Origin of the sequence: Actinomadura sp. WMMA1423 (assembly GCF_006547145.1) — a bacterium.
GTDB lineage: Bacteria > Actinomycetota > Actinomycetes > Streptosporangiales > Streptosporangiaceae > Spirillospora.
In genome coordinates this window covers 495,248-508,774 of record NZ_CP041244.1, presented here as the reverse complement: position 1 = coordinate 508,774, position 13,527 = coordinate 495,248, and the positions used below count along the sequence as shown (strand labels likewise).

Here is a 13,527-nt window from a genome sequence, read left to right as displayed (position 1 = left end):
TCTTAACCCCTGACCTGCCACAACACGCCAAACGAGGAGGGAGAGCCATGAGCCATGGCAACCACATGGACGACGACCGCCGCCCGTGCGCACGCGGAACCCGCTGCATCTCAGCGGCGATCGTCCGGGAGAACGGCCGAACCCTCCATCAGCCCGCCCTCGGCTACCGCACACTGTGCGACGCCGACCGTGCCGGGCTCATGCGGACGATCATCGCCCTCCCCGGTCTCTACGACGTCGCTAACTCCATGCTCGGCGACCACCCCGCGCCGCAGCACGGCGCCGACGCACGCCCGACCGGACGCCCCACCCCTCCGTCCCTGGTCAACACCGGCATGGACGAACTGATGCGGACCATCTACCACGTGGCCGCGTCCTGGTACGAGCGCGTCGACGCCGCCGCGGGCGGCGGCGGCTTCACCACCGCGCAGATCGGCCGGATGAACCAGCAGACCGCAATCCGCGCGATGGCCTGGTTCCTCGCCAAGCACGTCGACGCGCTCCTAGCCCTGGGCGCGGGCGAGATGGTCCGCTACATCAGCCTCCAGGCCGCAGACGAACTCCCCGACGACGTCATGGTCATCCGCCACTACGCCGCCGGCTACGCCACCTCGTACCCGGCCCTTGGCGGAGGCGATGCCAGCAACGAGTTCTTCGACCTTGCCGCTCGCGCTCGCCGCCGGCTCGGACTGACCGGCTCGGACGTCGACCTCCCCGTCCCGTGTACGCAACCCGACTGCGGGGAGCGCGGCCACATGGTCCGCCCGGACGGCGTCGTCGGCCTGGAGGACTACGCCATCTGCCGCTCCTGCGGCCACCGCTACGAAGACACCCCCGACGACCCAGCGTTCAGCGACCTCATGAAGGACGTCGCCGCATGGAACATCGCCCGCGCGAAGAAGAAGCGGACCAAGGAAACCACCAGCCCATGAAGCGCCACACCCTCCAACCCGACGCTCTGTGCCTCCTGGCCGCGCTCTGGGTAATCATCCTGGCTTGCGACGCGGCGCACGTGCCGCCGGGCTGGCGGATCGAGCCTTGCGGAGAGGGGGTACGGGTTGCTTGGCCGAGCCTCAGCCCCGGCGAGCGACTCTTGACAACTTCGCAGCGCTCTGGAGCGGTGAACATCCAAATATCGAACTTAGGTTCAAGGGGTCAATGCATCAACGAAATGATCTTGATCGTTTCGGAGGTGCGAGTGCGGGATTACGGGTTCTCGACGTCGAGCGGGTTGGTGTCCAGTTGTGGCGGGTGTGCCTGATGACCTGTTCCCGTCGGGCGGGCGGGTCGATGATGTCGGCCATGACGGGGCGCGTACTGACATGGGCCGGCGGACTCATCGCGGCCGTATCGGTGATCGGATTGATCGTGTACTTCGCGGTGAAGGGGTTCCACTGGGGCGACACCATCGGAGTGATCGGCGCGGTCGTGGGGATCGCCGGGCTGGTGATGGCGGTGTACGGGATGAGCGTGGCCCGCCGCACCCCCGACACCGGCCAGCAGCCCGACCAGGCACTAGGCGGGCGGTCGGTCAACCTGCGCAGCAACGCCACCAACAGCGCCATCGTGTCCACCGGTGACAGGGGCACCAACACGCAGATCACCGGCAACGTGTCCGGGCACGGCCGGCTCAACCAGGCCGGCGGTGACCTGACCATCAACGATCAGTGAGCGTTCCGCCACCAGGCCCTTCCGGCAGCACTGATGGCGCCGACTCCGCCGATCGTGCTGACAGTCCGCGGGTGCGCCTGGAAGGGACCGCGTCCGGGCACAGCCAGCTCAACCAGGCCGGCCGGGATCTGAACATCAACAACTCGACCGTATTGCCGCCAGAGGCGGTGCGGCCGGTCTCCGAGGTGGCGGCGCCGCCGGGATTGGTGAACGTTCCGGGGCACCGGCAGGTGTTCGTCGGCCGCGGCGACGAGCTCGATGAGCTGGATGCGGCGTTGCGGGCGCCGGGTGGGGTGGTGGTGGCCGCGGTGCATGGGCTGGGCGGGGTGGGCAAGTCCACCCTGGCCGCCCGCTACGCCGGCACCCACGCCGCCCGCGCTGCGCACCCCGCGGCCGAGGCTCGGGTGGGGCTCGGTGAGGCGGTGTTTGATCCGGTGTGGTGGATCACCGCCGACACTGCCGCGGCCGTGCAGGCAGGGCTCGCCGGTCTGGCGGCCGCGCTGCAGCCGGAGCTGAGGACGGCGCTGGAGTTGGAGGCGCTCGCCGAGCGGGGGCTGGCCTGGCTGGGTTGCCACTCCGGGTGGCTGGTGGTCTTGGACAACCTCACCGACCCCGGTCACATCGCGCCGCTGCTGGACCGCACGATGCGCGGCCGGGTCCTGGTCACCAGCCGCCTCGGGCAAGGCTGGCACCGGTACGGGGCCAGGGTGCTGCGGCTGGACGTCCTCACCGAGGAACAAGCCATCGACCTGCTCACGCAAATCGCCGCCCCCGAACGGGCCGCCGCCGGATCCGGCGGCGCAGGTCTGGACGGCGCGGCCGAGTTGGTGGCCGAGTTGGGGTGCCTGCCGCTGGCGGTCGAGCAGGCCGCCGCCTACCTGCTCCAAAACCAGCTGTCCCCGCGCGGTTACCTGGACCTGCTCGCGGCTTCGCCGGCGGTGATGTATCACCAGGCCGCCGAGGGCAGCCCCACCGGCACCGCTGGTGATGCCGGTAGTGACGCGCGGACGATCGCGCGGATCTGGCGGATCACCCTGGACCGGATTACCGCCGACACTCCACTGGCCGGTGAACTGCTGCGGGTCCTGGCCTGGTACGCGCCCGAAGCCGTCCCACGCACCCTGCTCGATGGTCTCGCCGGGCTGGAGGGATGGCAGGAGAACGCCGCGCCGCCGCTACTGCAGGCCGCGCTGGGCAAGCTCGCCGCCTACAACATGATCACCCTCACCCCCGACACCGTCACCGTCCACCGCCTCGTCCAAGCCGTCGCCCGCACCCCCGACACCCACCGCCCAGTCGAGGACCGCGACCCCCACCGCGGTCCCGAGGCCATCACCGCCGCCCGTCACACCGCCACCCGACTGCTGAACCAGACCCGCCCCGCCGACGTCGTCGATCCAGGCGGATGGCCACGGTGGCGGCAACTACTGCCTCACATCGACGCGCTGGCCGCCCACACGCCTTCCAGCACCGACGACACCTGGCTCAGCCTGCTACTCGACCGCGCCGCCGCCTTCCTGCAGAACCAAGGACTGCTGACCCGCGCCATCGCCTACTTCGAGCGCGCCCTGGCCACTGCCCAACGACTGCGCGGCCCCGACCACCCCCACAGCCTGACTTCTCGCAACAACCTTGCTGGCGTCTACAAGGCGGCGGGGGATTTGGGCCGGGCGATCCCGATGTACGAGCAGACCCTCACCGACCGCGAGCGGGTGCTGGGGGCCGACCACCCCTCGACCCTGACTTCTCGCAACAACCTCGCTGGCGTCTACAAGGCGGCGGGGGATTTGGGCCGGGCGATCCCGATGTACGAGCAGACCCTCACCGACCGCGAGCGGGTGCTGGGGGCCGACCACCCCTCGACCCTGACTTCTCGCAACAACCTCGCCTACGCCTATAGCGAGGTGGGGGATTTGGGCCGGGCGATCTCGATGTACGAGCAGACCCTCACCGACTGCGAGCGGGTGCTGGGGGCCGACCACCCCTCGACCCTGACTTCTCGCAACAACCTCGCCTACGCCTATAGCGAGGTGGGGGATTTGGGCCGGGCGATCTCGATGTACGAGCAGACCCTCACCGACTGCGAGCGGGTGCTGGGGGCCGACCACCCCTCGACCCTGACTTCTCGCAACAACCTCGCTGGCGTCTACGAGGCGGCGGGGGATTTGGGCCGGGCGATTTCGCTGCTGGAGCAGACCCTCACCGACCGCGAGCGGGTGCTGGGGGCCGACCACCCCTCGACCCTGACTTCTTGCAACAACCTCGCTGGCGTCTACAAGGCGGCGGGGGATTTGGGCCGGGCGATCTCGATGTACGAGCAGACCCTCACCGACCGCGAGCGGGTGCTGGGGGCCGACCACCCCGATACCCTGACCTCCCGCAACAACCTCGCCTACGCCTATAACGAGGTGGGGGATTTGGGCCGGGCGATCTCGATGTACGAGCAGACCCTCACCGACCGCGAGCGGGTGCTGGGGGCCGACCACCCCGATGCCTTGACTTCTCGCAACAACCTCGCTGGCGCCTACGAGGCGGCGGGGGATTTGGGTCGGGCGATCTCGATGTACGAGCAGACCCTCACCGACTGCGAGCGGGTGCTGGGGGCCGACCACCCCTCGACCCTGACTTCTCGCAACAACCTCGCCAGCGCCTACCAGACGGCGGGGGATTTGGGCCGGGCGATCTCGATGTACGAGCAGACCCTCACCGACCGCGAGCGGGTGCTGGGGGCCGACCACCCCGATACCCTGACCTCCCGCAACAACCTCGCCTACGCCTATAACGAGGTGGGGGATTTGGGCCGGGCGATCTCGATGTACGAGCAGACCCTCACCGACCGCGAGCGGGTGCTGGGGGCCGACCACCCCGATACCTTGACTTCTCGCAACAACCTCGCTGGCGTCTACGAGGCAGCGGGGGATTTGGGTCGGGCGATCTCGATGTACGAGCAGACCCTCATCGACTGCGAGCGGGTGCTGGGCGCTGACCACCCGACAACCGGGATCGTGCGTAGCAACCTCCGGGCAGTGACAGAGCCGTAGATGGCTGTCTCAGGAACGACTGTTTACCGACACTCGCTGCGGTGAGCCGTCCGGGCCGAAATGCCGAACTCATTGTTCGGCGTCGAGCCGGTTGGTGTCTGGTATGGTCTGCCAGCTGCGGCTGAATCAGGATGCGGTGTCCGCCACATCTCGGCGGGTGAGCTTGGCGGAGTGCAGGAGAGGCGCCGCGCCCTGGCAACTGAGGGCGATGTGGTCGCGGGGGAGACCGAGGAAATCGGCGACGCGGTCGGTGACCGCCTCGGCGCTCGCCGAGATCAGGGAGGTCAGCGTTCGGACGCTGACCCGGTCCTTGGCGGAGTGGCGGACCAGGGCGCAGCGGCGACCGAGGATGGGCCCGAGCGCATCGAGGGTGTCGCGTGGCCACAGGCCACCGATCGGGTGATCGTCGGCGCGGCCGAGGAGCCGAAGACGACCACACCCGTCGATTGCGCCGACGTCGCTGGTGAGCAAGGATGCGCTGATCGCTGGCTCATCGAGGTCGAGGGGGACGGCGGTGGCGGGGCTGGCCACTTCGACGAGCGGGAGCCCATCGCGCGAGACGATCCGGGCGGTCACGCCGGGCATCGGCGGGCCGACCGTGCCGAGCGACGCCGTTGTGGCAGCGGTGTCGAAGTGAGTGAGTGAAGCGGTCTCGGTAAGCCCGTAGCCTTCGCGGACGTCGATGCCGTGCGCACGGTAGTCGGTGATGGCGGTGGTGCTCAGCGGCGCGCCGCCGGAGTCGATCACCACCGTGGGGAGGGGACGCGCCGGGGTGGCCTGATCCAACAGGACTGGGTTGGCCAAGACGATGACGCGGTCAGCGTCGGCGGCAAGACGCTCGGCATCCTTCAGGACGTCGCCGCAGGTTGAGAAGTGGAGGCGGGCGCCGAGCCGCGCGGCCAGGAGCACGCCGGCGATACAGGTGAAGTTGTAGTGCGCAGGGAGCGCGGTGACGATGATGCTGTCGGTCGTGGCCCGGTAGATGTCGCTGTACCAGCGGGTGACCTCATCGAGCTGGGCCGCGGTGAACCCGTAGCCGCGTGGGCGGCCTGTGGTGCTCCCAGAGGTGAACAGAGCGAGGTCCCACCCGGCGCGGGTGTCGCTGCCCGGAACCCGTACCGGCGCCGGTCCGGGCCCTGAGGCGTTGCCGATGCTGCACAGGTTCACCGCGAGCCCTCCGGGGATGCGTGGCCCGTCCTCCCGTGCCCGGCATGAGGTGGTGCCGGGCGCGGTACCGGGCGGGGCGAGCACGACGCGGTGACCGGTCTGTAACGCCAGCTCGGTCGCAGCCGCGAGGCCAGGCTGATCGTCGCCGGTGAGGATCAAGGTGGGCGGGTTGGCCGCGGCCGCCGTCACTGGCGCTCGCCGCGCGGCGAGCTCGCGCGCCGGCGTCGGCGCCAGGCCGGGCGCTGAGATCGTCCAGTCAGGCATTCCAGACCTCCAAGGGCGGCCGAGGGCCGCGGATGAACGAAGTGATCGCGTTGACGGCGGCGCCGAGCACCGGCCGGGGAAGTCCGCCGTCACGCGGCGGAGGAGGTGGCCCAGGGGCGGCGGCGCGCATCGGGACCCCGATGTCGGGGAGCCGGATGATGAGCAGCGCCATGCCGGGCGGTGGAGCGTCAGCGACGGCGTGCCGGAGCGCTTCCTCAGCGGCGGCCTTGGCTGCCGCGTACACCAGCGTCCCCGGCACCCCCGCTTCGGCGACGCTGCCGGAGCGGCCGGTGGTGACATCGCTGGAGACCAGCACCACCGGGAGCGGCCCCCCGGTGGTGCCGACGCGGGAGTCCAGCGCCGCAGCGAGGACCGCCACGTGCGCCCACGCGTTGACCTGCATGCATTCCGCCGCCGCCTGGGGCGAGAAGTCGCCGAGCCTCGCCCGGGAGTCGAGGCCGGCCGCGGCGACCAGGGCGCGGACCGGCGGCCCGGCCGTGATTCCCGCCGCCAGCTCCGTGACCTCGTCTGGGTCGGCCAGATCCACCGGCCAGAACCGGGCACCGGACACATTCGGCCATGGCGGAGTGCGGCCGAGCGCGACGGCCTCACCGAGCCCGGCGGCGCTGATGGCGCGGGCGATCGCAGCGCCGACCGTCCCCGACGCCCCGGTGAGCAGCAGCGGGCCGGGCGGACCGTCATTCATCGGCGAGCACGACCCGGCCGGTGGTGGCGTTGAAATGAACGGTGACCAACCGGAGCGGCAGGCTCAGCAGGCCGATAAGGGCCCGCACCCGTCGCTGCTGCACCTCGTAGTAGTCCTCCAGGACGTTGAGGTGCGCGTAGACCGGATCGGCGCCGGCGAGGACGTTGGTGACCAGTCCGGTGATGTGCGCGTCCGGCCGGTGCGGGTCGGTGACATCGGCGAACTGCTGGTAGTAGCCCCGCAGCTCCGCGACCGTCACGTCATGACCGCCGGCCGCGCGGGAAAGGATGCTGGCCGCGTGGTCATGCACCCTGCCGTAGAGGCCGTACCGGTCGATGAAGTAGGTGTCGAACCGTTCGGGCGCGCTCCGATAGATCAGTAACGCCACCTCGAAGAGCACGCACCCGGTGATCGGGTCGCCGTCGAAGTCCTCGAACAGTTCGACGTGGTTGCCGTCATCGAGTGGAAGGAAGAGGTTCGCGCCGCGCATCTGGAGGCGATTGGCGAGCCGGCTGTTGCGCATCCGCTGAAACAGCGCGACCACGATCGACCGGAGGATCGGCGAGGACTCGCAGATCAGGTGCATCGGCGCGGTGGGGAAGGCGCGGCGGAGGAACTGCACGTAGGTGTCGGGCGTCAGCCGGACCAAGACGTGATCGTCGTCCATCATCGGTGTCAGGACGGGCGGCTGCTGCTGGCGCTCGCCGAGCGCGGATAAGAGGGCGGCGCCGATCGCGGCCCCGGCGTCCTGGTCGCCGTCGAGGTCGCGGTCGAGGTGGATGTGTCCGGCCTCCATGCTCACCAGGGGCGGGCCGCTGTAGCCGCCGATGAGCTCAACGGCGCTGGCAGCCAACTCGGCTGGCGTCGGGCGCTCGGCGGCAGGGGCGTGGAGTTCCGCCGCCGTGACGTCGGAGGCGACGGCGACCACCCGCGCCGAGGTCGGCGAGGTGGCCACCACCTGGTGCCCGCACACCGTGGCGGACATCCCCGCGCTCAGGCCGTGGACGGTCGGGAGGGTCGCGGTGACGCGGGCGACCGTGTCACCGGATGGGCCGGGAGCCTGGTACCGCCAGTTGACGCTAGTGACACCACCCACGGCGTCGACCTGCACCAACGCCAGTTCCACGCAGACGCCGAGGCGCTGCTCGTGGCAGTGCGCCCACAGGGCGAGCGCGGCCTCGGCCGGGGTGAGGTAGGCCAGGAGGGCGGACAGTTCGTAGCGGAACTGCCGGCGCAAGCGCCGCCGCCCGGACCGCACGACCATCCAGTAGTCGGGGCTGGAGGCCGGCGCGGAGGTGGTCATGTCCTCGTCGACGTCGGCCTCGGTCGTCTGCCCTGGCCGTAGGTGGGGGACCGGGAGGAGCGGCCCACGCTGCAGGAGCCGGGAGCGCGCGACAATGATCAGCTCGGAGAGCACCTTGAGCGAGTCGGGGAGCCGGTGGGAGCCGCGGAGTCGGCGCAGAGAGTGCTCGGCGACGCCGCCCTGTAGCCCGAGCTGCCCGATGTCCACGATGCGGGAGAAGTGCACGAGTTCCTGCTGCAGCTCGCTGATCTCACCAGGGCCGTGCGCGCGGCCGTGGTCGAGGAACGCGGCGGTCAGGTCCACCAGGTCCTGGCCCGCCTCCTCGGGGTCGGTGTCGCCGGCGTCGCCGTTGCTGCTGGCGGGGGCTGCGGCGGCGACGGCGTTGAGGTAGCGGGCGGGCGCGTCGGGGCCGTGCAGGGCGATGAGCACGGCAAGGCGGCGCAGGAGCCGCTCGTAGGCGGCCTCCACGGCGTCGGGGTCAAGCCCCGCCGTGGTGGCGTGGTCGAGCGGCGAGAACGCGGCGAGAAGGTCACGAGGCGGGACGGTGTGGTCCCGGTAGGTGCTGGTGAGGATCATGGAACCTCCACATGCTCGTGGGCGGCGGGCGTGACCTCACCCAACATGAGAGCTGCGGCGAAGCAGACCCCGCCGGGCAGGGCGTCCCGGGGAAGATCGGAACGCCCCGCCCGGCGGGGTTTTTCGCGCTCATCGGGATGAGTACGGTCCCGGGCGGGGCGACCGATGAGGAGAAAGAACGGACCCATATGAACGATGGCGGGATGGTCGGCCGAATCCGGGAGCGCCGTCACCTCATGGCGGCCAGAGGCGCAACCGTCCATGAGATCGCGGCAACGCTGATCGCCGAGTTCGACGTCAACCCCAGGGTGGCCTACCGGCACGCCCTCGGCCTCACGCAGAAACAGGTCGCTGAGGCCTACAACCGCCGGTGGCCCGAGGAGGTCATCAAGACGCGCAAGGAGATTTCCTACTGGGAGCGCTGGGGCGGCCCCGGCCGCACCTGCTCATCGTCATCGGCCCGCGCGCCGTCTCATGAGCACCTGGCCCGATTAGCGCAGCTCTACGGCTGCCTCGTCGACGACCTTCTTTTCGGTCCGCGCCGGAACGCCAACCCCCCAGAGACGACCATCCCGTTTCCGATCATCTCCGAAGTTCTGTCGAACCTCGCGGCATCTGATTACGCTGATAATCCGGGCCACGACGACCCAGCGGCCATCACGCTACGCGCGCTCATCGGTGAAGGGACCATCATCGTGAGGCTTACCCGCCGTCGCTTCACCGAGCTACTCGCCGCCACCGGCCTCGCGGCGCTCCTCCCCGACGCCCTACCGGGGCCGGCCTTAGCCGACGCCGTCTCCGGTGCGGAGGCGTGGCGGCGGACGCTCGTCGCCCACCAGAGCGGGCACCACCTCATGGCGCCCCGCGTCCACATCATGACCCTCGCTGATGTCCTGACCGACATATCCGCCGCCCGCAGTGCGGCCGGTCCAGGCCAGCGGCCCGAACTCCTCCAACTCGAAGCCGAGTACGCCGAGCACATCAGCTGGCTCTACCGGGAGAGCGGCGACACAGGCTCAAGCTGGCGATGGGCCGACCGCGCCAACAGCCTCGCGGCCGCCGCCGGAGACAACGCGCTGGCCGCGTACATGACCCTCCGGCGCTCCGCCATGACTCTCGACGGCGGCGATTACGCCACGGCCGGCGCGCTCGCCGAGGCCGCCGAACGGACCGAGTCGATCCCTCCAGCGCTCGTAGCCGTCGCGCAGCTGTACCGAGCGCGCGCTCAGGCAGCGACGGGCACCCTCGCCGAGGCCTCTCTCGACCGGGCGGACGAACTCCTGGACGCCGCACATCAGCCGCAGGGCCCGGCCTTCCTCCGCTTCTACACGCCGGCGTTCGCCGAGTTGCAGCGCGCCACGTGCTACCTGGCCGCAGGCCGCCCCTCCCGCGCCGTCACGATCCTGCAAGCCCGCCTCACCGGCCTCCCCAATATCGGGCACCGCGACCGCGCGATCCACCTCGCCCGCCTCGGCGCAGCTCACGCCGCCGACCGGGCCCCGGACGCGGCCGCGATCGCAGGCCTTGGCGCCCTCACCGAGGCGTCCCGCGTCCGTTCGCTCCACGCCCTCCGAGACCTGCACCGTCTCGACACCTCGCTCACCAGCTGGCGCAGCCAACCCAAGGTCTCCGAGTTCCACGACGCGCTTCAGACCGCGGCCCGTGACCTCGGCAACCGCTGAACCACGCCGCTCCCGGGAAGGGACATCCGCCGCATGACCTCGACCGGTACCGCCGTGCGCCCGAGCTGGGACCAGCTTCCCGCGCCGCTCCGTGACGGCCTGGCCGACCGCCTCGGCCGGGTCGAGGCGGCGGAAGTACAGACAGCCGGATTCACGCCCGGCCTGGCCGTCCGCCTCCAGCTCGCCGACGGCGACCGCGTGTTCGTCAAGGGCATCGAGTGCACGCATCCGCTCGCAAACCGGTACCGGGATGAGGCGCGGGTCGTCCGAGCCCTCCCCAGCGCCGTGCCCGCGCCCCGGTTGCGCTGGGACGACGTGGTTGCCGGTTGGGTCGTGCTGGCGTTCGACGACGCCGGCGGCCGTCACGCAGACCTGACGCCGGGCTCTGCGGACGTCGTCGTGGTGGTGGAGATGGTGGCCGGGCTCGCGGCCTCACTCACCCCCTGCCCAGTGCTGGACGTCCCGGACGCCGGGAAGGAACTCGCCGGCTTCGTGCACGGCTGGCGGGAGTTGGCCGCCGTACCCGAACCTCCCGCTGACCCGTGGGTGCGCCGCAACCTCCAGGCCCTCGCTGACGCCGAGACCACGTGGCTACCGGCCGCCGACGGCGCCACCCTCCTGCACGGCGACATCAACCGCAGCAACCTCCTGGTCACCGGGCGCCGAGCGATGCTGGTGGACTGGGGGCAGCCGGTCAGAGGCGCAGCATGGATCGACGTTGCCGACCTCATCCCACACCTGATCTTGGCGGGGCACACTCCAGCAGCAGCCGAGGCCGTCGTCGCCGGCGCGCTCGGCACGGCGCTCGAGGCGGCGGGCGCGGACGATGCGGTCGTGACCGGGTACGCCGCGGCGTTCGCAGGCTACTGGGCGCGCCAGTCGCGGCTCCCAGACCCGCCTGGCGTGCCGCACCTGCGGGCTCACCAGGCGCGGGCCGCGCGCGCCGCCGCGGCCTGGGTCGCGCACCGCACGGGCTGGGCGTAGCCGCCATGAGGGCAGCGCATGCGTGAGGCTCCCGCATCGGCGATCTACCTGGAGTCGCGTTCTGTCGGGCCGAGCCGAGACAATAGGGCATCCCACCTGGAAGCCTTCGCCTCGTTGAGGAGCCATGCTGTCGACCGCTGCGCGCGAGCACACCCCGCCCGGTCCTGAGGACGGACTGTTCGTTGACGGGCCGTCGATTCTGCCGCTGCTTCCCGCGATGCACATCGTCGCGCCCAACGCCGGCGGCTGGGCGTGCGTCCGCCCCGCACACACCGGACAGCCCTGCACCATTCAGCTGCCCCAGGCACTCGATCGTGCGTGACCGAATCAGGCACCGTGCCCGCGTTGACAACGCTCTGACCTGCGGTCCAAACTAAAGATCACCTGCAACACCCATGCCCTCAGCCCGGTACGCCGGTTGGGGGCATTCGTGCGCCTAGGGGGTGATCGCGTGATCGGCCCCGATGGCGAGGAGTACTGGACGACCAAGCAGGCCGCCACCGCGATGGAAGTCTCGCCGTCCACGATCAGCACCTGGCGGACGAACGGCTACCTCACGCCCGCAGACGGCTCGCCGCCCCGCCGCCCCATCTACCGGCGCAGCGACGTCGTCAAGGCCGAGCGGCTCGCCTACGAGGCGGCGCTCCGCACCAGCGGCAGTATGAAACGCACCTCGCGTGCCGCGTTCGCCGGCTGAAACCCGCCGCGCTCCAGACTGCGCACCCCCAGGGCTTCAAGACCTGGGCTGAGTGCGCCCTCCGGGCCTGTCCTTCGCGCGAGGCAGGACGCCCCGGAGATTGAGCGGCCCTTCGCCCCTTCGACCCAAGCGGGGGGTCACGGGGCGAAGGGCCGCCTCCTTACTCGGCGGCGCTAGCCAGCACCTTTCCTCGCCGCCATGCCAGACCGCCCGCCACCGCGGCGCCGATCCCAGCAACGATGACCGCGGCCATCGGCAGCGCGACCAGTTGTGTCCGCTGCCGTGCGCACGCCTGGTTCGTCGAACCGAAAGCGTCCTGCGCCGGGCCCAGCAGTTCGCCAGGGAAGTTCGGCCCGAGGTCCGTGCTGAGGGACTTCGGGCGGTACACCGACCCGCACTCGAACTCGCCGGCCGACACCGGCACGAACCCGAGCCACACGCCCACGAACGCCAGGGCAATGCCCAACGGCAGCAAACGATGCATGATCGCATCCCACATCAGCGCGCGCCCGCACGTGCGCAGATACACCCCCGCCCGGCCTCATCCGGCCACTCCAGCCGAACACGACCGGAGACCCGCGATGCACGACACTCCCGCGCCCCAGACCCTAAGCACGAGCAAGCCGAGACAGTGGCCCCGGGCGCTCGCCCGCCTCTTCCCAATCAGCCACGAGAAGCCGGCATGAGCGAAGTCGCCCTGCCGCTGAAAGTCGTCCTGGACGGCCTGACCATCGCCGAGGTGCCGGTCCGCTGCGAGCTCAGCACCGTATGGGAAGCCGTCGACGCCGCCCCGGTGCCGGTCCGGCGAGTGCAGGCCATCGTCCACGCCTCGACGCTCGCCGACAACATCGCCGGCGAACTCCGCAAGCTCGCCGACACCCTCGAAACCCGTCCCTCGGGCAGCGTGATGAGGGATGGCCTGCCCGCAACCGCGGCCGCTCAGTCTCGCCTCGCCCACCCGCGAAGGAACCCGCATCCGTGAAGAAGGACGACGCCACCCGCGAGCTCGCCAGGATCACGCAGGCGTTGCAGTGGGCCAGCGACCACCTCACCCGCCTGGACGAGTCGAACGCCGCCCGGCAACTTGCCTCCGTGGTCTTGTACACGCCGCTCACCGTGGCCGTGCAGCGCGCCGCCCAGGCCGCCGCCAAGCTCCGCGAGTACCTCACCGAGCTGCCCGTCGACGAGTCCGCGCAGCGAGCGCTGGCCCAGATCGTCGCCGACCTGGACCGCTGCCCCCACGGCCGCCACGAAGGGGACCCGTGCGTCGGCTGGACCGGACCCGGCCTCTACACCGGCGGCTGCGAAGGCGGCATCTCCCTCGGCAACCCGCACCTGAAGACCGGTGACCACCTCGGCTACACCTACGCCTCCAACCCGTACGTGATGCCCGAGCGGGGCCGCCGCAACGACCCCGAAGCCTGGAAGGCCTGACC

General features: G+C 70.7%; 13 protein-coding genes. 9 read left to right on the top strand and 4 right to left on the bottom strand.

The features are described 5' to 3' along the window. Positions 1 to 47: 47 nt before the first annotated feature. The 3 genes from FKD65_RS02545 (at position 48) to FKD65_RS02535 (ending at position 4,712) form a co-directional block, all read left to right on the top strand. Positions 48 to 932 carry a hypothetical protein gene (locus FKD65_RS02545; RefSeq protein WP_141575931.1) on the top strand — a complete coding sequence of 295 codons (885 nt, stop codon included), beginning with the start codon at positions 48 to 50 and terminating at the stop codon, positions 930 to 932. A 370-nt stretch (positions 933 to 1,302) separates the two neighbouring features. Continuing rightward, the gene (locus FKD65_RS02540; RefSeq protein ID WP_141575929.1) at positions 1,303 to 1,671 is read left to right on the top strand and encodes a hypothetical protein; all 369 of its coding nucleotides are present in this window, start codon (positions 1,303 to 1,305) and stop codon (positions 1,669 to 1,671) included. Positions 1,672 to 1,742: 71 nt separating this feature from the next. Further along, positions 1,743 to 4,712: a tetratricopeptide repeat protein gene (locus tag FKD65_RS02535; RefSeq protein ID WP_205718518.1), complete on the top strand. Its 2,970-nt coding sequence runs from the start codon at positions 1,743 to 1,745 to the stop codon at positions 4,710 to 4,712. Positions 4,713 to 4,838: 126 nt separating this feature from the next. Here FKD65_RS02535 and FKD65_RS02530 read toward each other — a convergent pair whose 3' ends face one another. The 3 genes from FKD65_RS02530 to FKD65_RS02520 are packed head-to-tail and all read right to left on the bottom strand — an operon-like array spanning position 4,839 to position 8,728. Further along, positions 4,839 to 6,143 (bottom strand): AMP-binding protein, encoded by a 1,305-nt coding sequence (locus FKD65_RS02530; RefSeq protein WP_141575926.1) that lies wholly within the window; start codon positions 6,141 to 6,143, stop codon positions 4,839 to 4,841. Then, positions 6,136 to 6,849 (bottom strand): SDR family NAD(P)-dependent oxidoreductase, encoded by a 714-nt coding sequence (locus FKD65_RS02525; RefSeq protein WP_141575923.1) that lies wholly within the window; start codon positions 6,847 to 6,849, stop codon positions 6,136 to 6,138. Before FKD65_RS02525 ends, FKD65_RS02530 begins: the two co-directional genes overlap by 8 nt. Further along, positions 6,842 to 8,728: a hypothetical protein gene (locus FKD65_RS02520; RefSeq protein ID WP_141575921.1), complete on the bottom strand. Its 1,887-nt coding sequence runs from the start codon at positions 8,726 to 8,728 to the stop codon at positions 6,842 to 6,844. The genes FKD65_RS02525 and FKD65_RS02520 overlap by 8 nt, the downstream gene beginning before the upstream one ends. 11 nt (positions 8,729 to 8,739) lie before the next feature. On the opposite strand from FKD65_RS02520, the gene FKD65_RS02515 reads away from it, so the two are divergent. The 4 genes from FKD65_RS02515 to FKD65_RS02500 all read left to right on the top strand — a co-directional run bounded on the left by FKD65_RS02515 (position 8,740) and on the right by FKD65_RS02500 (position 12,091). Then, the gene (locus FKD65_RS02515) at positions 8,740 to 10,410 is read left to right on the top strand and encodes a helix-turn-helix transcriptional regulator (protein ID WP_141575919.1); all 1,671 of its coding nucleotides are present in this window, start codon (positions 8,740 to 8,742) and stop codon (positions 10,408 to 10,410) included. Between the two features lie 33 nt (positions 10,411 to 10,443). Further along, complete coding sequence (locus FKD65_RS02510; RefSeq protein WP_141575917.1) at positions 10,444 to 11,394, top strand: phosphotransferase; 951 nt, start codon at positions 10,444 to 10,446, stop codon at positions 11,392 to 11,394. 124 nt (positions 11,395 to 11,518) lie between these two features. After that, the gene (locus tag FKD65_RS02505; RefSeq protein WP_141575915.1) at positions 11,519 to 11,716 is read left to right on the top strand and encodes a hypothetical protein; all 198 of its coding nucleotides are present in this window, start codon (positions 11,519 to 11,521) and stop codon (positions 11,714 to 11,716) included. A gap of 129 nt (positions 11,717 to 11,845) precedes the next feature. Continuing rightward, complete coding sequence (locus FKD65_RS02500; protein ID WP_141575913.1) at positions 11,846 to 12,091, top strand: helix-turn-helix domain-containing protein; 246 nt, start codon at positions 11,846 to 11,848, stop codon at positions 12,089 to 12,091. 160 nt (positions 12,092 to 12,251) lie between these two features. Here the strand turns inward: FKD65_RS02500 and FKD65_RS02495 are convergent, their stop codons facing one another. Next, complete coding sequence (locus FKD65_RS02495; protein WP_141575911.1) at positions 12,252 to 12,620, bottom strand: hypothetical protein; 369 nt, start codon at positions 12,618 to 12,620, stop codon at positions 12,252 to 12,254. A gap of 153 nt (positions 12,621 to 12,773) precedes the next feature. Between FKD65_RS02495 and FKD65_RS02490 the strand changes: the two genes are divergently transcribed. Both FKD65_RS02490 and FKD65_RS02485 read left to right on the top strand, forming a co-directional pair. Beyond that, complete coding sequence (locus FKD65_RS02490; RefSeq protein ID WP_141575909.1) at positions 12,774 to 13,073, top strand: hypothetical protein; 300 nt, start codon at positions 12,774 to 12,776, stop codon at positions 13,071 to 13,073. After that, positions 13,070 to 13,525 (top strand): hypothetical protein, encoded by a 456-nt coding sequence (locus FKD65_RS02485; protein ID WP_141575907.1) that lies wholly within the window; start codon positions 13,070 to 13,072, stop codon positions 13,523 to 13,525. Before FKD65_RS02490 ends, FKD65_RS02485 begins: the two co-directional genes overlap by 4 nt. Positions 13,526 to 13,527: the final 2 nt, after the last annotated feature.